18 protein-coding genes and 1 tRNA gene are annotated in these 20,147 nt (G+C 71.3%); 9 read left to right on the top strand and 10 right to left on the bottom strand.

From position 1 onward, the window contains the following. Window positions 1-112: 112 nt before the first annotated feature. Together QNO09_RS33445 and QNO09_RS33440 are read right to left on the bottom strand one after the other, a co-directional pair. Entirely contained in the window at window positions 113-2,314 is a 2,202-nt protein-coding gene (locus QNO09_RS33445; protein WP_283973981.1) for an MMPL family transporter, read from the bottom strand. A gap of 95 nt (window positions 2,315-2,409) precedes the next feature. Continuing rightward, window positions 2,410-3,012 carry a TetR/AcrR family transcriptional regulator gene (locus tag QNO09_RS33440; protein WP_283973980.1) on the bottom strand — a complete coding sequence of 201 codons (603 nt, stop codon included), beginning with the start codon at window positions 3,010-3,012 and terminating at the stop codon, window positions 2,410-2,412. Between the two features lie 154 nt (window positions 3,013-3,166). On the opposite strand from QNO09_RS33440, the gene QNO09_RS33435 reads away from it, so the two are divergent. After that, a complete protein-coding gene (locus tag QNO09_RS33435; RefSeq protein ID WP_283973979.1) occupies window positions 3,167-6,397 on the top strand; it encodes a S41 family peptidase in 3,231 nt (1,076 codons plus the stop codon). A 69-nt stretch (window positions 6,398-6,466) separates the two neighbouring features. On the opposite strand, the gene QNO09_RS33430 is transcribed toward QNO09_RS33435, so the two are convergent. From QNO09_RS33430 to QNO09_RS33415, 4 genes are all read right to left on the bottom strand, one after another. Beyond that, window positions 6,467-6,685 (bottom strand): hypothetical protein, encoded by a 219-nt coding sequence (locus QNO09_RS33430; protein ID WP_283973978.1) that lies wholly within the window; start codon window positions 6,683-6,685, stop codon window positions 6,467-6,469. Between the two features lie 76 nt (window positions 6,686-6,761). Then, a complete protein-coding gene (locus tag QNO09_RS33425; protein WP_283973977.1) occupies window positions 6,762-7,646 on the bottom strand; it encodes an SDR family oxidoreductase in 885 nt (294 codons plus the stop codon). Then, window positions 7,643-8,566 (bottom strand): alpha/beta fold hydrolase, encoded by a 924-nt coding sequence (locus tag QNO09_RS33420; RefSeq protein ID WP_283973976.1) that lies wholly within the window; start codon window positions 8,564-8,566, stop codon window positions 7,643-7,645. The genes QNO09_RS33425 and QNO09_RS33420 overlap by 4 nt, the downstream gene beginning before the upstream one ends. Continuing rightward, window positions 8,563-10,116: a flavin-containing monooxygenase gene (locus tag QNO09_RS33415; protein ID WP_283973975.1), complete on the bottom strand. Its 1,554-nt coding sequence runs from the start codon at window positions 10,114-10,116 to the stop codon at window positions 8,563-8,565. Before QNO09_RS33415 ends, QNO09_RS33420 begins: the two co-directional genes overlap by 4 nt. Before the next feature lie 133 nt (window positions 10,117-10,249). On the opposite strand from QNO09_RS33415, the gene QNO09_RS33410 reads away from it, so the two are divergent. Further along, entirely contained in the window at window positions 10,250-10,891 is a 642-nt protein-coding gene (locus QNO09_RS33410) for a MerR family transcriptional regulator (RefSeq protein WP_283973974.1), read from the top strand. Here QNO09_RS33410 and QNO09_RS33405 read toward each other — a convergent pair. Beyond that, entirely contained in the window at window positions 10,888-11,691 is an 804-nt protein-coding gene (locus tag QNO09_RS33405; RefSeq protein WP_283973973.1) for an exodeoxyribonuclease III, read from the bottom strand. The two genes, QNO09_RS33410 and QNO09_RS33405, sit on opposite strands and share 4 nt — an antisense overlap. Window positions 11,692-11,751: 60 nt before the next feature. Here QNO09_RS33405 and QNO09_RS33400 point away from each other — a divergent pair, with 60 nt between their 5' ends. The 3 genes from QNO09_RS33400 (at window position 11,752) to QNO09_RS33390 (ending at window position 13,411) form a co-directional block, all read left to right on the top strand. After that, window positions 11,752-12,228 carry a GNAT family N-acetyltransferase gene (locus tag QNO09_RS33400; RefSeq protein WP_283973972.1) on the top strand — a complete coding sequence of 159 codons (477 nt, stop codon included), beginning with the start codon at window positions 11,752-11,754 and terminating at the stop codon, window positions 12,226-12,228. Between the two features lie 347 nt (window positions 12,229-12,575). Then, on the top strand, window positions 12,576-13,055 hold the full coding sequence (locus QNO09_RS33395) for a hypothetical protein (RefSeq protein ID WP_283973971.1): 480 nt from the start codon (window positions 12,576-12,578) through the stop codon (window positions 13,053-13,055). Further along, window positions 13,052-13,411, top strand: a complete 360-nt coding sequence (locus tag QNO09_RS33390; RefSeq protein ID WP_283973970.1) for a hypothetical protein — start codon at window positions 13,052-13,054, stop codon at window positions 13,409-13,411. The genes QNO09_RS33395 and QNO09_RS33390 overlap by 4 nt, the downstream gene beginning before the upstream one ends. A gap of 19 nt (window positions 13,412-13,430) precedes the next feature. On the opposite strand, the gene QNO09_RS33385 is transcribed toward QNO09_RS33390, so the two are convergent. Continuing rightward, complete coding sequence (locus tag QNO09_RS33385; protein ID WP_283973969.1) at window positions 13,431-14,588, bottom strand: nuclear transport factor 2 family protein; 1,158 nt, start codon at window positions 14,586-14,588, stop codon at window positions 13,431-13,433. A gap of 95 nt (window positions 14,589-14,683) precedes the next feature. On the opposite strand from QNO09_RS33385, the gene QNO09_RS33380 reads away from it, so the two are divergent. Next, complete coding sequence (locus QNO09_RS33380) at window positions 14,684-15,652, top strand: LysR family transcriptional regulator (RefSeq protein ID WP_283973993.1); 969 nt, start codon at window positions 14,684-14,686, stop codon at window positions 15,650-15,652. 137 nt (window positions 15,653-15,789) lie between these two features. Continuing rightward, window positions 15,790-16,428 carry a hypothetical protein gene (locus QNO09_RS33375; RefSeq protein ID WP_283973968.1) on the top strand — a complete coding sequence of 213 codons (639 nt, stop codon included), beginning with the start codon at window positions 15,790-15,792 and terminating at the stop codon, window positions 16,426-16,428. Window positions 16,429-16,648: 220 nt separating this feature from the next. Here QNO09_RS33375 and QNO09_RS33370 read toward each other — a convergent pair whose 3' ends face one another. Beyond that, entirely contained in the window at window positions 16,649-16,948 is a 300-nt protein-coding gene (locus QNO09_RS33370; RefSeq protein WP_283973967.1) for a helix-turn-helix domain-containing protein, read from the bottom strand. 87 nt (window positions 16,949-17,035) lie between these two features. On the opposite strand from QNO09_RS33370, the gene QNO09_RS33365 reads away from it, so the two are divergent. Together QNO09_RS33365 and QNO09_RS33360 are read left to right on the top strand one after the other, a co-directional pair. Continuing rightward, window positions 17,036-17,959 carry a hypothetical protein gene (locus QNO09_RS33365; protein WP_283973966.1) on the top strand — a complete coding sequence of 308 codons (924 nt, stop codon included), beginning with the start codon at window positions 17,036-17,038 and terminating at the stop codon, window positions 17,957-17,959. Next, the gene (locus QNO09_RS33360; protein WP_283973965.1) at window positions 17,959-19,779 is read left to right on the top strand and encodes a hypothetical protein; all 1,821 of its coding nucleotides are present in this window, start codon (window positions 17,959-17,961) and stop codon (window positions 19,777-19,779) included. Before QNO09_RS33365 ends, QNO09_RS33360 begins: the two co-directional genes overlap by 1 nt. A 229-nt stretch (window positions 19,780-20,008) precedes the next feature. Here QNO09_RS33360 and QNO09_RS33355 read toward each other — a convergent pair. Beyond that, window positions 20,009-20,082, bottom strand: a tRNA-Ala gene (locus tag QNO09_RS33355). Between the last annotated feature and the right edge of the window lie 65 nt (window positions 20,083-20,147).

Raw genomic sequence — 20,147 nt, 5'->3', positions numbered from 1 at the left:
GGGTCCGCGCCCGCGCAAGACGGTGTGGGCCGAAGTCGACGTGCCCGGGTGAAAGGCCGGTGAGGGCGCACCGTCCCCGCGGTGCCCTCACCGGCCGGTCTCTCGCGGGCTGTCAGACGCGGACCAGGTTCCTGTCGCCGTCATCGTCGCCGGAGGCGGCGCGCAGGCCCTCGCCCTCGACGTCGACGTTGGGCAGCGCGCGGTCGAGCCACTTCGGCAGCCACCAGGCCTTGCGGCCGAGGAGGGCCAGGACGGCCGGGACGACGGCCATGCGGACGACGAACGCGTCGAAGAACACCGCGATCGCGAGGCCGAAGCCGATCATCTTGACCATCGACTCGGACGAGCCGATGAAGCCGGCGAAGACGGCCATCATGATCACCGCGGCGGCGGAGACGACCCGCGCGCCGTGCCGGAAGCCGGTGACCACGGCCTGCGCCGGCTTCTCACCGTGCACGTAGGCCTCCCGCATCCGGGTCACGAGGAACACCTCGTAGTCCATCGCCAGGCCGAAGACCACGCCGACCATGAAGATCGGCATCATCGACATGACCGGCCCGGTCTGCTCCACGCCCATCAGGTCCGCCAGCCAGCCCCACTGGAAGACCGCGACGACCGCGCCGAGGGCCGCCATCACCGACAGCAGGAAGCCGAGGGCCGCCTTCAGCGGGACGAGGATCGAGCGGAAGACCACGATCAGCAGGAGGAAGGCCAGACCGACGACCAGGATCAGATACGGCACCAGCGCGTCGTTGAGCTTCTGGCTGACGTCGATGTTCATCGCCGTGCTGCCGGTGACCAGGACGTCGGCGTCCGTGTCGGCCTTGATGTCCGCGCCCGCGTCCCGGATGCCGTGCACCAAATTCTCCGTTGTGACGGAGGACGGCTTGGAGCCGGGGATCACGGTGATGGTGGCGGTGTCACCGGCCTTGTTGGGCTGCGCCGGCGTGACCGTCACGACGTCCTTCAGGCCCTTGATCGCGTCGCCGGTCTCGGCGAAGACCGCCTTCGGGTCGGCGCTGTCCTTCGCGTCCACGACGACCAGCAGCGGACCGTTGAAGCCCGGCCCGAAGCCCTCGGACAGCAGGTCGTAGGCGCGGCGCTGGGTGGTGGAGACGGGCTGGGAGCCGTCGTCGGGCAGGCCCAGTTCGAGGGAGGCCGCCGGGACGGCCGCCGCGCCGAGGCCGATGACGCCGAGGAGCAGGACCGCGAGCGGGCGGCGCACGACGAAACTCGCCCAGCGGGTGCCCAGGTTGGGGCGCCCCGGCGTCTTCGAGGTGCGGCCGGGCAGCTTGCCCTTCTCCCCCATCGGCCTGACCTTCCGGCCGGCGTATCCGAGCAGTGCGGGGATCATCGTCAGGGCGATCAGCACCGCGATGGCCACCGTGCCGGCCGCCGCGATGCCCATCTTCGTCAGCATCGGGATGTTGACGACGGACAGGCCCACCAGTGCGATCACCACGGTCAGACCGGCGAAGACCACCGCGGAGCCCGCCGTGCCGACGGCCCGGCCCGCCGCTTCCTCGCGCTCGCGGCCCTCGGCCAGTTCGGCGCGGTAACGGGAGACGATGAACAGCGCGTAGTCGATGCCGACGGCCAGGCCGATCATCATCGCGAGGGTGGAGGTGGTCGTGCCCAGGTCCAGCGCACTGGCCAGGCCGGTGATCGCGGAGACGCCGATGCCCACGCCGATGAGCGCCGTCAGCAGCGGCAGTCCGGCCGCGACGAGCGAGCCGAAGGTGATGACCAGGACGACCGCGGCGACCGCGATGCCGATGATCTCGCTGGAGCCGGTGTGCGGAACGGCCTGGAGCGCGTCACCGCCGATCTCGACGGTCAGCCCGGCCTCCCGCGCGTCCTGCGCGCTGTCCTTCAGGGCGTCCTTGGCCGCGTCGTCCAGCTCCATGCCGGAGACCTTGTACGACACCTGCGCGTAGGCGATGGTGCCGTCCTTGCTGACGGCCTTGGCCTGGTACGGGTCGGTGACGCGGACGACCTCGGAGCCGTCGGACAGCTCCTTCACCGTGTCCTCGACCGTCGCCCTGTTGCCGGGGTCGGTCATCTTCTCGCCGCTCGGCGCCTTGAAGACGACGCGTGCGGTGGCGCCGTCGGCACTGGTGCCGGGGAAGCGCTGCTCCAGCAGGTCGAAGGCCTTCTGCGCCTCGGTGCCGGGGATGGAGAACGAGCCGTTGCCCGCGGCGGGGGCGCCGGCCGCGCCGACACCGGCGAGGGTCAGCAGGGCCACCCATATCAGGGCGACGAGGTGCCGCCGCCGGAACGAGAGCCGGCCGAGTTTGTAGAGGAAAGTGGCCACGAGGGCGTACTCCCGGTCAGTCGTGGGGTCTTCAGGGCAGGGGTGATCAGCCCGACGACGTGAGCGGAGACGTCAGGTAGGGGCTTGTCCGGGGACTAGTCGGTGGGCACGCCGAGGGCGGGGAGGACCACGGCGTCGATGTACGAGGTGAGGAAGGCCGCCGTGGGCGGTCTGTCCTCCAGGACCGCGCAGGTGACGAAGGCGCCGAGCATCATGTGCACCACGAAGTCCAGCGCGGGGCAGTCGGGACGGACCTCGCCGCGGTCGACGGCGCGCTGGAGGACACGGCGCGAGTCCGCGATCTCCGGCTCGATGATCTGGCTCTTGAACTCGCGGTGGAGGTCCGGATTGGCGTGCATCGCCGTGGCCAGGCCACGCATCAGCGCGCCGCTCTGCTCCATCTCGGCGTCGTCCGCGCGCTCCATGAGGGCGTGGAAGTCGCCGCGCAGCGAGCCGGTGTCGACCGCGTCGAGGTTCTTCACCGGCTTGTTGTGCCGCAGCGCCTTGACGACCAGCTGGGCCTTGCCGCCCCACTGGCGGTAGAGGGTGGCCTTGCTGGAGCGGGTGCGCGCGGCCACGGCGTCCATGGTGAGGGCGTCGTAGCCGACTTCGCGGAGCAGGTCGAGCACGGCCGTGTAGAGCTCGGCCTCGCGCTCGGGGGTGATCCGACTGCGACGCGCGGCGGCGACCTCAGCCATCTCTTCCGCCTTCCTGCTCCGAACGGCACGGTTTCGTACGCCACGAATGTAGCGCACCCCACTATGAAAACGAAACCGTTTCGTACGTGTGCTGGCTCGCGGTCGCGCGATGCGCTGAGTTGCCCCGGTACGTCCCCCGGCAAAGCATGAGGTGGTGACCTATCTGCGTCTGCCGCACCTCCATGACGACCTGCTGTGCTTCGTGGCCGAGGACGACCTCTGGCTCGCCCCGCTCGACGCCCCCGGCCGGGCCTGGCGGCTCACCGTCGACCGCACCAAGGCCGGCCACCCGCGCTTCTCGCCCGACGGCCGCCTCCTCGCCTACACCAGCTGGCGCACCCTGGTGCCCGAGGTCCACGTCGTTCCGGTGGACGGCGGCCCGGGCCGCCAGGTGAGCCACTGGGGCAGCGCCGACACCCGGGTCTGCGGCTGGACCCCGGAGGGGGAGATCCTGGCCGTGGCCTCGCACGGCGAGCCCTTCTCCTTCTACACCTGGGCCTACAAGGTCTCCCCCGGCGGCGACCCGGGCCGCAAACTGCCCTGGGGGCCGGTCTCCGACATCCAGGTCGCCGACGTGGACGGGGAGCGCAGGTCCCTGCTGCTGACCGGCACCCCGCCGCACGAACCGGCCTCCTGGAAGCGCTACCGCGGCGGGGCCATGGGCAGGCTCTGGCTGCACGGCGAACGGCTGCTGGAGGGCCTGGGCGGCCATCTGCACTCCCCCATGTTCGTCGGCGGCCGCATCGCGTTCCTCTCCGACCACGAGGGCGTCGGCAACCTCTACTCGTGCGCCCACGACGGCTCCGGCCTGCGCCGGCACACCGACCACGACGCCTTCTACGCCCGGCACGCGGCGAGCGACGGCACCCGGGTGGTGTACCAGTGCGGGGGCGACCTGTGGCTGGTCGACGACCTGTCCCCGGATTCCGAGCCGCGCCGGCTGGACGTACGGCTGAGCGGGCCGCGCGCGGGCCGCCGCCCCTACCAGGTGGCGGCGTCCCGGCACGTCGACGGGCTCTCGGTCGACGAGACCGGGCGGGCGAGCGCCGTCGTCGTGCGCGGCAGCCTGTACTGGCTGACCCACCGGGACGGCCCGGCCCGCACCCTCACCGACACCCCGGGCGTCCGGGTACGGCTGCCGGAGATGCTCGGCGGCAGCGGACGGGTGGCGTACGTGACGGACGCCGAGGGCGAGGACGCCGTCGAGATCGCGTCCCTGCCCCGGGCGAGCGGCGACCGTGCGCCCCGGCGTCTGGCCCCCGGCGCGCTGGGCCGGGTGCACGAGCTGGTCTCGGACCCGGAGGGCGAGCGGCTGGCGGTCGCCTCGCACGACGGCCGGCTCCTCCTCCTCGACGTGGCGGAGGACTCCGACGGCGAGGTCACCGAGCTGATCCGGTCGGTCAACGGGCCCGTGCGCGACCTCGCGTTCTCGCCGGACGGGGCGTGGCTCACCTGGTCGCACCCGGGCATCGGGCGGGCCCTGCGCCAGATCAAGATGGCCCGCATCTCGGACACGTACATCGTCGACGTCACCGACGGCCGCTTCGAGGACGAGAACCCGGTCTTCACCCGCGACGGCCGCTACCTCGCCTTCCTGTCCTGGCGCGGCTTCGACCCGGTCTACGACGTGCACACCGGCGACCTGTCCTTCCCGCTGGGCTGCCGCCCGTACCTGGTGCCGCTGTCCTCCGCGACACCCTCCCCGTTCGCGGTGAACCCGGAGGGCCGTCCGGCCGCCGGGGGCCTCGACCCGCTGGAGGACGACGACAACGGGGACAACGGGGCCGTGACCGTCGAGGCCGAGGGGCTGGAGAGCCGGGTCACGCCGTTCCCGGTGGCCGCCTCCAAGTACTCGGCGCTCTATCCGGTGGCCGGCGGCGGACTGGTGTGGCTGCGCTGGCCGATCTCGGGCGCCCTCGGCGAGACGTTCGCCAACCCGGACGACACCAGCGGACGGCCGACCCTGGAGCACTTCGGCATCACCAAGGCCAAGAGGTCCGAACTCGCCCAGCACCTCGACTGGTTCGCGGTCAGCGGCGACGGCACCCGGCTGGTGATCGTCGACGAGGGCGAGCTGCGCGCGGCACCGGCCGGCGAACCGGGTGACAGCGACTCCACGGTGTGGATCGACGCGCGGCGCATCCTGCACGTGGCCGACCCGGCGGCGGAGTGGCGGCAGTCGTACGAGGAGGCCGGGCGGCTGATCCGGGCCTACTTCTGGGACCCGGGCATGTGCGGCATCGACTGGGACGCGGTGCTGGACCAGTACCGCCCGCTGGTCGAGCGGGTCGCCTCCCCCGACGAGTTCGCCGACCTGCTGCGTGAGGTGCTCGGCGAACTCGGCACCTCCCACGCCTATGTCACCGCCGCCCGACGCAACGAGGGCCCCGCGCACTACCAGCGCCGGCAGGGCCTGCTGGGCGCCAACTTCACACGCCGGGACGGCGGCTGGGCCGTCAGACGGATCCTGCCCGGTGACTCCTCCGACTCCAAGGCCCGCTCCCCGCTGGCCGGCACCGGCATCCGGGAGGGCGCGCTCCTCACCCATGTCGACGGCCGCCCGGTGGATCCGGACGCGGGCCCGTATCCGCTGCTGGCCGGTGCGGGCGGCACGACGGTGGAGCTGACCTTCCGCCCCGCGGAGGGCGAGGGCCCGCCCCGGCGGGTCGCCGTCGTCCCGCTCGTCGACGAGCGGCCACTGCGCTACCAGGACTGGGTGGCCAAACGCCGGGCGGTGGTACGCGAGTTGAGCGGCGGACGCTGCGGCTATCTGCACATCCCGGACATGGGCGGCTCGGGCTGGGCGCAGTTCAACCGCGACCTGCGCATGGAGGTGTCCCGCCCGGCGCTGATCGTGGACGTGCGCGGCAACGCGGGCGGCCACATCAGCGAGCTGGTCGTCGAGACGCTGAGCCGGACCGTCCTCGGCTGGGACCTGACCCGCGACGCCCAGGCGGTGTCGTACACCGCGAACGCGCCGCGCGGCCCGGTGGTGGCCCTGGCGGACGAGGCGACCTCCTCGGACGGCGACATGATCACCGCCGCGTTCCGGCTGCTGAAGCTCGGCCCGGTCGTGGGGCAGCGCACCTGGGGCGGGGTGGTCGGCATGACCGGCCGCCACGAGCTGGGCGACGGCACGGTGATCACGGTGCCGATGAACGCCGCCTGGTTCGACGCCTACGGCTGGTCGGTGGAGAACAAGGGCGTCGCCCCCGACATCGACGTCCTGCGCACCCCGCTGGACTGGGCCGAGGGGCGGCACGCCCAGCTGGCCGACGCGGTGGAACTGGCGCTCGGGCTGCTGGAGACCAACCCGCCGGCGACGCCACCGACCTACAGCGACGTACCGGACCGCTCCCGCCCGAAGCTGCCGCCCAGGACGTGAAGGCCCTGGCTCGCATACGGGAAAGGGGCGTCCCGCACGGGGACGCCCCAGTCCGCTCGGCACGCAACGTCAGGCGTCGAAGTCCTGGTCGAAGCGGTCCTCCTGCTCGCGCTCACGCTCGCGCTGCGGCTGCGAGCGCTCACGGTCACGCTGCGGCTGCGAGGGGTCCATGTCCTCGTCGCGCCGGCGATCGCGGCCCGGCACCTGCTCGCGAGCCTGGTCCGCCTTCTGGCGAGCCTGGTTCTGCCACTGCTCGGACTTCTCCTGGAACTGGTCCTTCATACCCATGTGGGTTCACTCCCGTTGGGGGTGAGGGGATCTGGCTCGATCAGATTCACACGGGCCGTGACGCTGCGCATGTCGATCACTTACGGAGCGTGTTCCGCTGCTGCTCGTCGGCCGCCCCACCGGCCCCGACCAGGCCCGTGCGCATGCCGGTCAGCCGGTCCGAGAAGCGCCGCATCTCGCGCTGCCCCACCGTCCCGATGATCGCGGGCAGATAACCGCGCACGCCCTGCATCCCGCGCAGCCACCACTGCCCGTACACATGGCTCGACCGGCGCTCGATCCCCTCCACCAGCCGGTCCACGGCAGGACCGAGCGGGTAGGTCTTGTTGGACGGCCAGGGCAGGCGCTGCCTCAACTCCCGCATGACGTCGTCCTGGTCGGCCCCGCGCACCATGTCGGTGTCGGTCCACGACAGATACCCGACCCCCACCTTCACGCCCCGGTGCCCGACCTCGGCACGCAGGCTGTGCGCGTACGCCTCCACACCCGACTTGGACGCGCAGTACGCGGTCATCATCGGCGCCGGGGTGATCGCGGCGAGGGAGGCGATCTGGAGCAGATAGCCCCGGCTCTCCGTCAGCAGCGGCAGGAAGGCGCGGGCGGTCACCGCCGAGCCGATCAGGTTGACCTCGATCACCCGCCGCCAGGACTCCGGGTCGGAGTCGGCGAACGGCCCGCCGGTGGCGACACCGGCGTTGGCGACGACGATGTCGACCCGGCCGAAGCGTTCCTTGACCTCGGCCGCGACACGGGCCATCGCCTCGTGGTCGGTGACGTCGGCGTGCCAGTGGTCGCTGTCGCTGTGCAGCCGTCCGGAGACCTGCTTCAGCGCGTCCGGTTCCAGGCCGACCAGCGCCACCCGCACCCCGCGCGCGGAGAGCTTGCGGGCCAGCAACTCCCCGACGCCGCGCGCCGCCCCGGTCACCACGGCGACCTTGCCTTCGAGGCTCACCCTGCTCATGCGCTCTCCTCGGATACGACCTGGATGTGTGTGGTGACGAGCTCACGTATCGTCGCGGTGACCGGCTCGGGCGCCTCGACGGGCGTCATGTGGCCGATGCCGGACAGCTCGGTGAAACCGGTGCACCGCGGCAGCGCTTCGCACAGGGCCCGGGCCTGCGCCGGCGGCGTCAGCCGGTCCGCCGTACCGACGATCACGGCCGTGGGCACGTCCAGTTCCCGCACGGCGTGGTCGAGATCGAGCAGATCCAGCACCCGCGACCAGGAGTGGCGGATCCTGCGGGGGCAGGCGTGCACGATCCGGGCGCACGCCTCGATCATGTGCCGGTCCGAACCGGGGCCCATCGTGCCGTACTTGAGGACGCGGCGGGCGAGCGGCGTGACCGGCCCGAGCGGGGCGCGGGAGCCGAGGATCCGCCGGGTCAGCCAGGTCCGCACCCGCCCGGCCCGCAGGGGGACGACGGTGGCCGCCGCGACCAGTTGCGAACTGCCCGTGCTGCACAGCAGGACGGCCGCCGCGTGCGCACGGAAGGCGGCTCTCCCGGAGGCCGCCATCACGGTCATCCCGCCCATGGAGTGCCCGGCGATCACGGCCTGTTCACCGGGCGCCAGGGTGGCTTCGAGCACGGCTTCCAGATCGTCGGCGAGCGCGTCGGCGCTGCACGCGGGGTGCGCGGGACTGCGGCCGTGGCCGCGCTGGTCGTAGGCGATGACCCGGTGATCGGCGGCCAGGTCGCGGATCTGCGCCGCCCAGAAGGCGGTGGAGCAGGTCCAGCCGTGGGCGAGGACGACGGCGGGGCCGAACTCGGGCCCGTGGAGCTCGACGTGCAGCCGGGCACCGTCGGCGGAGACGACGGTCAGCTCGCGTGCCGGGGCGGGCGGGGCGTAGGGGCCGGAGTCGACGGCCGGGAGGCGGCTCACGCGTCCACCTCCGCCTGCTCCGCCGCGGCGGCCCGCTTCGCCGTGGGCGCCCGCAGGACGTCGTACTCGGCGAGGTCCACCCGCCGCGTCGCCCGCCGGAACTCCGCCGTCGTCCCCGGCCAGATGGTGGTGTTGCGGCCGCTCGCGTCGAGGTACCAGCTGGTGCAGCCGCCGGTGTTCCACACGGTGCGCTTCATGCGCTCCTGCACCCGGTGGTTCCAGGTGCGCACGGCGTCGGGGCGGGCGTCGAGGGCGACCCGGCCTCCCCCAGAGCCCGAAGGGCCTGGGGGGACCCCCAGGACGTCGAGCTGGCGGAGATAGTCGGCGAGGTAGTTCAGCTGGGACTCGATCATGAGGATCATCGAGGAGTTCCCGAGGCCGGTGTTGGGCCCGATGACCGTCATCCAGTTGGGGAAGCCGGCCGCCGAGGCGCCGCGCAGCGCCTCCATGCCGCCCTTCCAGGTCTCGGCGAGACTCCGCCCGTCGGCGCCCACGACCCGCTCGGCGATGGGCATGTCGGTGACGTGGAAGCCGGTGCCGAAGACGATCGCGTCGGCCTCGGCCTCACTGCCGTCGGCGGCCACCAGGGTGGAGCCGCGCACCTCGGCGAGGCCGCTGGCGACGACGTCCACATTCGGCTGTGCGATCGCCGGGTAGTACTCGCTGGACAGCAGGATCCGCTTGCAGCCGATGCGGTAGTCCGGGGTGAGCTTCGCCCGCAGCGCCGGGTCCTTGATGGCGCGGGCCATGTTGCGCTTGGCCAACTGCTCGACGAAGCCGAGCTCGTTCGGGTGCTTGGTGAACGCCTGGACCTGCAACTCCCGGATGCCCCACAGCAGTCCCCGCCTGACCTGCGAGGTGAAGGGCAACTGCCGGTGGAGCCAGCGCTCGGCGCCGCTGATGGCCCGGTCCATGCGGGGCATCACCCACGGCGGGGTGCGCTGGAAGAGGGTGAGCCGGGAGACGTCGGGCTGGATGGCCGGCACGATCTGGATGGCCGAGGCGCCGGTGCCCACCATGGCGACGCGCTTGCCGCGCAGGTCGTAGTCGTGGTCCCAGCGGGCGGAGTGGAACACCCGGCCGGGGAACGACTCCAGGCCGGGGATGTCCGGCACCTTCGGGTCGGACAGGGGCCCGGTGGCCGACACGACCAGGTCCGCCGACAGGTTCCCGCTGCTGGTCTCGATGTCCCAGCACAGCTGCTCGCCGTTCCAGCTCATCCGCTTCACCTCCGAGTCGAAGCGGATGTGCGGCCGCAGCCGGAACACGTCCGTCACGTGCTCCAGATAGGCGCGGATGTGCTCCTGCCCCGAGAAGGTGCGCGGCCAGTCGGGGTGGGGCGCGAAGGAGAACGAGTACAGGTGGGACGGCACGTCGCACGCGCACCCCGGGTAGCTGTTGTCCCGCCAGGTGCCGCCGACACTGCTCGCCCGCTCCAGGACGACGAAGTCGGTGACACCTTCGCGGCGCAGCCGCACGGCGGCCCCGAGCCCGCCGAACCCGGACCCGACCACCGCGACCCGCACATGCTCGTGTTCGCGCTCGCCCATGCCGACACCTCCACACACACCACGAGAACCATGCCAGTGAACACTGGCGCAATGGGAGAGTAGGGCAGTGACGTACCGATGGGTAGGGGGCGGGGCCAGGAAAGTTACCCGCGGTACGCCTTAAGGTGCCCAGGTGGCCGAGAAGCGTGAATACCGCATGGAAGAGCTGGCCCGCCTCGCCGGGATCACGGTGCGCACCCTGCGCTTCTACCGCGAACGCAAACTGATCCCGCCACCCCGCCGCGAGGGCCGCATCGCCTGGTACGGCGACCACCACCTGGCCCGGCTGCGCACGATCACGGCCCTGCTGGAGCGCGGCCACACCCTCAGCGGCATCGCGGAACTGGCCGAGGCCTTCGACCACGGCCGGGACGTGGGCGACCTGCTCGGCGTCGGCGGCCCCACCGAGGAGGAGCCGGTCCACCTCACCCCCGAGGAACTCGCCGACCACTTCGCCGGCGAGGCCACTCCGGAGAACCTCGCCGCCGCGATGGAACTCGGCTACCTCGGCACCGACGGCGAGGAGATCGTCCACATCAGCCGCCGCCTCCTGGACGTCTCCGCGGCCCTGGTCCGCGAGGGCATCCCCCTCGCGGAGGTCCTCGGCGCGGCCAAGCAGGTCCGGGCCCACGCGGACGCCCTGGCCGGCCTCTTCGCGGACCTGGTCCTGCGGCACGCCTCCGCGCAGGACCTGCCCCGCCTGCGCCCGCTGGCCCGAAGCGTGGTGGAGGCTGAGCTCTCACTGGCCTTGGACCGGAGGATGCACCAGCCCTAACGGTCGTAGACGACGGTCACCGGCGCGTGGTCGGACCACCGCTCCGCGTGCGTCGCGGCGCGCTCCACGAACCCCTTGACCGCCCGCTCGGCCAGCCCCGGGGTGGCCACGTGGTAGTCGATGCGCCACCCTGAATCGTTGTCGAACGCCCGCCCGCGGTACGACCACCAGGAGTACGGCCCCTCGGTGTCCGGGTGCAGGGCGCGTACGACGTCGACGTAACCGCCGTCCGCCGGGTCGAGCACCCGCCCGAGCCACTCCCGCTCCTCCGGCAGGAACCCGGAGCTCTTCTGGTTGCCGCGCCAGTTCTTCAGGTCGGCCCGCTGGTGGGCGATGTTCCAGTCGCCGCAGACCAGCACCTCCCGGCCCTCGGCGGCGGCACGCTCGCGCAGCCCCTTCAGGTAGGTGAGGAACTCGCCCATGAAGCGTTCCTTCTCGTCCTGCCGCTCCGTGCCGACCTCGCCGGAGGGCAGGTAGAGGGACGCGACGGTGACCCCCGGCAGATCGATCTCCACGTACCGCCCGCTGCCGTCGAACTCTTCCGAGCCGAACCCGATGCGCACCCGATCGGGCTCGCGGCGGCTGTACAGGGACACCCCGGCCCGTCCCTTGGCGGCGGCCGGCGCGTGCACCACGTGCCACCCCTCGGGCTCCCGGACGTGCCCGGGCAGCTGCTCCGGCTCGGCGCGCACCTCCTGGAGGCACAGCACGTCGGCTTCGGTCTGTGCGAGCCACTCCACGAAACCCTTCTTCGCGGCGGCACGCAGCCCATTCACATTCACAGAGGTCACAGTGAGCACCCCGGCACGATACCGGCACACTGGACGGGATCCAGTTCCGGATCGAATACGGTAGCGGCCATGCGCATACGCCGGGTCTCCTTCGACCACCCCGACGCCATGAAGCTGAACGACCAGGTCCAGGCCGAGTACGCCGTCCGCTACGGGGACGACGGCGACGCCACGCCCCTGGCCGCCGCGGACTTCGCCCCGCCAAACGGCGTCTACCTGATCGCGTACGACGAGCACGACACCCCCGTCGCCTCGGGGGGCTGGCGCGCCCAGGACGCCAACGCCGAGGGCAACCTCGACGGCGACGCCGAGCTCAAGCGCATGTACGTGATCGACGGCATGCGGGGCCGGGGGCTGGCCCGCCGCATCCTGGCCGCCTTGGAGGAGGACGCCCGCGCGGCGGGCCGCGTCCGCATGGTCCTGGAGACCGGCACCAAGCAGCCGGAGGCCATAGCCCTGTACACGTCCAGCGGCTACGAGCCGTGCGCCAAGTTCGGCTACTACCGCTTCCACGACGCCAGCCGCTGCTTCGCGAAGCGGCTCTGATCCACCCGGCTGACAAGGGCTCAGCGGCAGCCGCGCCCGGGGCGCTTGTCCCGGGCTGCGGAAGATCCGTGAAACGCCCTGTGGCGCTGAACACACGTCAGAGCCCCGGTCGGGATTCCCGACCGGGGCTCTGAGCTGCGTGGGGTGTTCACGAGTAGGGCTGACGTGCACCGATGAGGGCTCGTGAAGATCGTTCCCCGATCAGCTGGAGATCGTTCCCCAGCTGGGGGGACACGACGGGTTGCCGGCGGACGTGCACTCGCGAGGCACTCAAGGCCGCTCGCGCTGCACCGCGTCCCTCTTTTGGGCGATGGCGCCGAGGATAGTTTCGAAGTAGTTTCAAAGTCATGGCTACCGAGAGCGCCGCCGTGAACTTCTCCGAGCTGGTGAACAAGAACAAGCAGACACTTGCCCGACTCCAGGAATCGCCGAGACTGCTCCTGCACCGCAGAGACGGCGAGGACCTGGTCCTCACCACCGCGGCGCGGGCCGAGCAGGACCAGACCGTGGTGTCGGCAGCCACCCGGATGCTGGCGGCGATGGCGCGCCGGGAGCCCGGCAGCATGGAGCTGCTCCTCGACATACTGCCGGACGCCTTCCCGTGGGTCCGTTTCCTGCCAGAGCCCGACCTCCACGCCTTCGCCGTCGAACTGGTCGACACCATGCGTGCCGCCGACTCGCTCGGCAACAGCGCGTCCGTCGCCCAACTGCTCATCGCCTGGCAGCACACCGCCGAGGTCTACTCCGACCCCGAACTGCTGGCCGCGCTGACCCGAGATCACGGCGAGGATTACGGCCCGGTACCGGACCCGCGGGGCGCCGCATGACCGCGGGTCGCGGCGACCGCGCCGCACCACCGGCGCCAGACGGCCACTGGGAAGTCCGCTTTGCGGACGCGGCCTCGGCCAAGGGCTGGGAGAGCCTCGCCCAGCAGGCCCGGCAGAACACCTACCGCGCCTGGATCACCATGCGCACGAACCCCAGGCCGGCCACCGAGACGCCCCGGCACCACCGGCTCAAGGGCGGTCTGGCGCATGGCACCCACCGGGGACAGACCTGCGAGCAGTGGCAGATCGAGGTGACCGGCGGCGGCCGCATCTGGTACCTCCTCGACACTGCCCGCGACACCTGCTGGATCACCTTCGCAGGTACGGGGCACCCGCGAGCCACAGACCGACGCTGACAGCCGAGTGGGCGCCCTCTCAAGAGTGCCGGTGATACGCCTTGTTGGCGATGCGCCAGCTGTCGTCGGCGCGGACCAACAGGAAGATGTCAGTGAACGTGTCTGCGCCGTGCGAGAGCGTCATGGTCGCGGTCGCGACGGTGCCGTGGACGTCGATCGCGTCGATACGGCGCGAGCGAATCGGTTCATCCGGTGCCGGCTGGCCCCGGAAGAGGGTGCAGTACTCGTCCAGGCGCCAGGAGACGAAAGCGCCGTCCCGGATCCCTTCGATGTGGGCGGTGGGAAGGAACGCGTCGCGGAAGTAGGTGGGGTCGCCGGTGGCGTGTCCGCGAATGTAGGCGTGGAGCGGTTCGAGCACGGCGTCCTCCACGGCGGGGACCGTGGCAGCGACGGCGATATCGGCCTCAAGGGCAGCAGGAGCGTTGGCCAGGCCCGTTGCGCTGCGCAAGGGGGTGTCCGACGCGGCGGCCAGCAAAGCCATGTCCTTGTCCAGCGCGCCGATCGTGAATTCGGCCGTGGCAGCGGTTGGCTCACCGAGGAGGAAGGGGCGCTTGCGGGCCACGAGGCCGCCGAGCTGGCCGAGTTCGAGGACGTCAAGCGTCTGGGTACGGGGCAGGCCGAGGGCGTGGGCTTGACGCAGTGAGTCACGCAGCGCGAGGACGGCGCCGGCGAGGCTGTTGTTGGCGATCAGCTTGAGCGCGGCGGCGGTGGAGGCGTCGTCCACGTGCCGGATGGTGCCCAGCCTTTCCAGGACCGGTCGGACTCGGTCGAGTGCGTCCTGGTCGGCGGCGGCGAGGATCTGCAGGGCACCGGCGGCGGCAGCCGGCACCGAGCCGAGCAGGGGCGCGTGGACGTAGGACGGGCCGAGTTGCCGGGCCAGATTCGACGCTTCGGCGGGGGCGATGGTGCTGGTGTTCAGCACCATCGTGTCCGTTCGCAGTGAGTCACGGACGTCGTCGAGGACCTGCTGGCAGGCCGGGCCGTCGAACAGTGCCAGGAGTACGAGGTCGGCCTGCGCCACGGCCTCGTTCGGGTCGTCGGTCATCTCGACGGTGCCTGATGTGCGCCCTGAGCGGGTCCAGCCGACGACGTCCCAGTCCTGGGCGGCCAGTCGTGTCGCTATCGCGCCGCCCATGCGCCCCAGACCGAGGACGGCGATCGTGTGCGGTGTGGTCATGCGCGCCACAGTGGTGCACCTCGATGGATGCGACAAGCGCAGATTGTGCATGCCTGCCCTGCGGAGCTCGCATACTGGCTGGGCATACTGCCGCCATGGACTTGACTGTGTGGCGAGCCTTCGTGACCGTGTGCCGGGTCGGATCGCTGTCGGCGGCGGCAGCCGAGCTCAATCACACGCAGTCGGCCGTCTCCCGGCAGATCGCCGGGCTGGAACGGCAGCTCGGCGTGCCTCTGGTGGAGCGCCATGCGCGTGGTGTGCGCCCGACGCCGGCCGGTGAGGTGTTCCGGCGTCACGCCCTGGCCACACTCAACGAGGCCGACCGCGCCGTTCGCGCTGTACGAGACGTTCGCGACGGGGTGTGTGATCGGCCCCTGGCCATCGGAGCGACGCCGTCTCTCGCTGCGGGAATCGTCCCTGAGGCCGTCCAGGGTCTGCTGAAACAGGCCGGATCCATCCGGTGGAGCCTGCTCCCCGGTCTGAGCGAACAACTGCACAGCCGTGTGATCGCCGGCGATCTCGACATCGCCGTTGTCACCGACGCTCCGCCGGGGCTGGCCGTCGACCCGCGGGTCGAACGCCGGTTCCTCGGGCTGGACGAGATGGTCGTCGTCCTGCCCGCCGGCCATCCGCAGGCCGGGCACGGGCCGGTGCGCATTCAGGGTCTGGCCGACCAGACTTGGGCCGAGGACAACGACGGCTCTGCGGCGCTCCTTCGCCAGCACGCCGCCCGCGCCGGAGTCAGCGCCCGCATCGACCTCACCGCGGCCGACCTGCCCGGCAAGCTGGCCCTGGTCGCCACTGGTCATGCCATCGCGTTGATCCCCGGAGTGCTGACGAGCGCGCTGCGGGCCGATGTCACCGCAGTCGGCCTTGTGGATCCCCCGACCCGCGGCATCTATACGATCACACCGCGCCGCGACGCCCACCCCTGCGCAACGCCCCTGCTCGAACTACTCGCCACAGCCTTCGCCTCGATCCGTCCGGCCCAGGCTGCTCACCGGACTGGCTCGACGGACGACCACGCCGCTGCGCAGCTTCACGACGCCATCACGGACTCGTGAGCCGAAATCGGCGCGGTCGGGATGCCGCCGGGCTCCCAACCGCCAGACGTGGTTCGGCGTTTGGCTGTCTGGGACGTCTGGCGTTCCCTACGATGTCTGGCGTCGCGCCTGTGGCGCTGTCGGGTTGGGGAGGACAGATGGACTTCGCTGGCACGAATGAGCCGACTGCGGCATCAGGGCTGCGTGCGGCCGTGGACTTCTACGTCCGCAAGGCCGAACTCCTGCAACGGCGTCAGCGCGACCTGGAAGAGGAACTCGTCGCTGTTCAGGCCGAGTTGAATAAGGCTTGCACGACACGCGATCAGTTGGCCACGGACCTCGACGAGATTCTCACCCAACAGCCAGGCGTCGACGAGGAGCAGGACGCCGACCCAGAGGCGGCCGGTGAGAGCGACGCGCCCACGAGCGACGAGCCGCCTGCTGCGGCTGCCGCCCCGAGGCCGGGAACCAAGCGGGGCACAGTGAAGGCCTCACAGCCCGGGAAAAAGACTTCGGCGAAGTCCGGCGAGGTGATGCGGGCCATCGAGCAGGTGCTGGCCACCTCGGGGAAGCCAATGCACGTGAGGGACCTCACCGCGGCTCTGAGCCGTCCGACGGAGGGCAAGGCCGGGACGGCGGCAGTCGAGACGATCCGCGCGACCTGTAAGCGGCTTGCCGGGCACGGGCGGATCTCCGAGGTGAAGACGGCCGTCTTCGCGATCACGCGGGCTTCCGAGACCGGGCAGGCAACTCAGTCTGGGCCCGGTAATGAGGCCGGGCTGAAGGGAGCCACCTGACGACTCCGATTCCCAAGAGCTGCCCCCTCCTCCCGTTGCGGGGAGGAGGGGACGGGTTCCGTTGAGCTTGGACCCTCTTCGGAACCTTCGACGTGGACCCCATTGGTAGTGGCTCACGCGCTCTCCCGAGGTTAGAGCAACCGTGCTCGCCTCGGGGGGTGCGTGGCCTATTTCGTCGTTCCCCGGCAGTTGCTGTTATTCGGGGACGGGAAGGCCGGTTTCAGTGGTCGTCATGCGTTCCGCTTCGGGGCGGATACAGCGGCACGGCAAGGAAGTTCTCCAGGCGGGCGATGGTGGCGACGTCTGGCCAGCAGCGTCCGGCGAGCAGGTCGGCGATGGCCTGCCGGTTGACCCCGGAGCCGGTGGCGGTCTGCCGCAGGCTCCGCTTCTGGGCCTTGAGGGCGTTCGCGAGGGCTCGGGCGATGGCCTGGATGACAGCGGCGCCGGGGTCGGTGAGCTGGGCGTGGGGCCAGGCTTCCGGATCGCCGGCAAGCTCGCGCGGCGGCCTTCGGCGGTTCATGCCTCCGACCATGCAGATGCACTCCTTTCCGTGAAGATCGGCTTCAACCCCTTCACTGGCTGCTTGACCAGCCGGTGGGCTTGGTCCGTGACCTTGAACTCGGAAATCTCCGGCCTGATCCGCGACTACCGCCCGAGACTGCCGCACCGGCGGTGGGCGCCGGTCGCCGACCAGGTGCGGGCAACGGTGGCAGCCGCCGCCCCGGCCACTTGTTATGAGGTGCGGCGGCTTCTGTATGCCGTCGGACGGCTGGCCGTGTGGGCCGACAGCGGCGGACTGCCGCGCGATCCAGGACTGTGGCTGCGGACGGAGACGATCGACGCGTTCGTGCTGGCCGGGTGCCCGGGCCTGGAGGGCTCGACCGTGCAGACCTGCCGGACCTGGCTGCGCCGCACCCGAGAAGCACTCGTATGGGTCGAGCGCGGTGAGGCACCGCCCGTGCGGATCTCTTCTCCGCGCAGTCCACAACCTCCCTATGAGAAAGGCGAGTTGGCCACGCTCCGGGACTGGGCCGGGCATCTGCCGGGGCGGGCGCGGCTGGACGGGCTGGCGCTGTTGGCGCTCGGCGCCGGCTGCGGTCTCACATCTGGTGAACTCCGCCAGGTGCGCGGCCACCACGTCGACACGGCCAGCGGTGTTCCGGTGCTGGACGAGGGCCTGCTGGGCCGGCTCGTGGCCTGCCGGGCGGGCTGGAGCGCCGTACTGGCAGAGCTGGCCGACATCGCGGGAGACGGCTACCTGTTCCGGCCCGGCCGGAAGGTCGCGGCAGCGAAGAACCTGGTGTCGTCCTGGCCAGCCCGCCACCGGCCGTCCGGCGGACTGCCGCCGTTGTCGGCCCGCCGCCTGCGCTCGACGTGGATCGTGGGTCTGCTGGCCGAGGGCATCAGCCCGTCCGTGGTCGCCGCGGCTGCCGGGATGTCCTCGCCGGCCGGGCTCTCCCCCTACCACCAGTGGGTCCCACCGCTGCCGAGGAAGGAGGTCATCCGGCTGATGCACGGACACCGCCAGTGATGGCCCGCCCGGCGGCGGACGAGACGGCCGCACGCGCCCTGCGGCCCCGCGTCCGCCCCGGGAAGATCACGAAGATCGAGGACTCCAAGGTCGGCCAGCTGCTGACCCTGCTCGACCGCTCCGCCGTGCCGCAGCAACTGGAGGAACTCCTGGCCGGGCGGCCGGGACCGGCAGGAGTGCGTCCGCGCACGGTGCTGGCCGGGCTGCTGCTGGCCGCCTACTACACTGGCCGGGCCACCATCGCCGAAGCCTGGCGCATCCTCCATTTCCGCCTCAAGCCCAAAGCCCGCACCAGGCTGGGCATCCCGGCCGAGGCACCGACGACGGCGCGGGAGTGCATCGCTGCGAGCCGCCGCCTCTACCGGGGCTTCGACCGCATCACCACCGTCCTCGACCCGGCCCGCTGCGACCGCCGCTCCCGCCTGCCCCAGGACATCGCCGACGCCTACGCGGACGCCTGGAACGTCCCCTCCGGCCGGCAAGCCGCCGAACGGCTCCAACAGCTGGCCAACCAACTGGTCCTCACTCCGGTCCGCCTCGCCCACAAGCACGGTCACCTGCGCGGCTGGCGCGGGGACGTGGGCGTGGATGCCACCTCCATCCCCGTTCTGTCCCACCCTGCCAGCGACCGCACCCCGACCGCGCCGGTGGAGATCACCGCAGGCTGGCACTACAGCGGCGGCTCCGGAGAGGGCACCTTCGGCTACAGCGCCACCTTCGTCGTCGCGGCCCACCGCCGCCGCCCCGGCGAGAGCGCGGGCAAACCGACCGCCTACCCGCAGATGTGTGTCGGCCTGGTCCTGGACACCCCCACCGTCCGCACCGGCCGCAACGCGGTCCTCGCCCTGGAAGAACTGTCCGAACTCGGAGTGCCGGCGGGGACCTGCGCAGCCGACCGCGCCTACACCGGGTGCTCTCCCGAGAACTTCCAGATCCCCGTACGCCGCCTCGGCTACCGCCTCGCCCTCGACTACAAGGTCAACGACCGTGGTCAGCAGGGCAGCTGGCAGGGCGCCCTGCTCGTCGACGGCTCCCTCGCCTGCCCTCACATGCCTGCCGCACTCGTGCAGGCCACCCACGGGCTGGACGACAAAGCCGTACGCGAGATCCGCGACAACCAGCAGCTCACCGAACACATCACCGCCCGCGAGCCGCACTACCTCAAGACCAAGCAAGGGCCCGACGCACGAGGCGCCATCCGCCTCCAGTGCCCGGCCGCCGGACCATCGCCGTCGGTGAACTGCGCACGCCGCGACCGCCTCCGCCCCCGCACACCCCGCACACCGGGCCCGCCCTCTGCAGTGGTCGACTTCAGCGACCGCCGCCAACGCGCCGCCCATCCCGCCGCCCGGCCCACCGTCCAACTCCCCCAGAACGAATGGCTCAGCCCACCACCAGCGGACGAACTGCCCCGCGTCTGCAGCAAGTCCGACATCACCGTCCCCGCCGACGCCGCCGGCGACCTCAAGACCGCCAAGTTCCGGCAGGACAGCCACTACCTGTCCGACGACTGGATCGCCGCCTACAAGCCCATCCGCTCTCACAACGAAGGCATCCACGGGCGCCTCAAGGGCGACGAGATCGACATCGGTAACCCGAAGCACCGGCCAGCACCAGGCCAGGTCGCCCAGACGTTCCTCGTCGCGCTCCTGGTCACCGCCGGAAACCTCGACATCCTCGAAACCTGGCTCTACCAGCGCACCGGCACCCAACTCACCGACAGCGTCTTCGACAACACCGATCCCCAGCCGCCGACACGGCCTGAGACTGAACCACCCGCACAGACCGGACGGCCGCCTCCACCCACCACAGGCCGCTGAACCACAAGAACCGAACACAACCACAGCCAGCTCCGGCACCCCGGGGCCGGCTGTGATGCATGCGAGACGGAAGGGCGGGGCAGCGGCACGGCCACGCTCAACGTCCGCCGTCATCCATCACCCCGAACAGGCTCGAACAGACCCCGGAAACGACGAAGATCCCGACCGATCATGAAGATCGGCGGGATCTCGTCAACCGCTCCCGAGCGAACTCAAGAACAGCCGTGCGTGGACCTGAGGGGATTTGAACCCCTGGCCCCCTCGATGCGAACGAGGTGCGCTACCGGACTGCGCCACAGGCCCTTGCAACGAGTGAAACTTTAGCACCCCGATCGGCCTGCTTGGAAATCCGTTCCAGAGCGCCGGTC

It is taken from the genome of Streptomyces sp. 378, assembly GCF_030124145.1.
In the GTDB taxonomy this organism is placed as follows: Bacteria; Actinomycetota; Actinomycetes; order Streptomycetales; family Streptomycetaceae; genus Streptomyces.
This window is presented reverse-complemented; position numbering and strand designations above follow the sequence as displayed.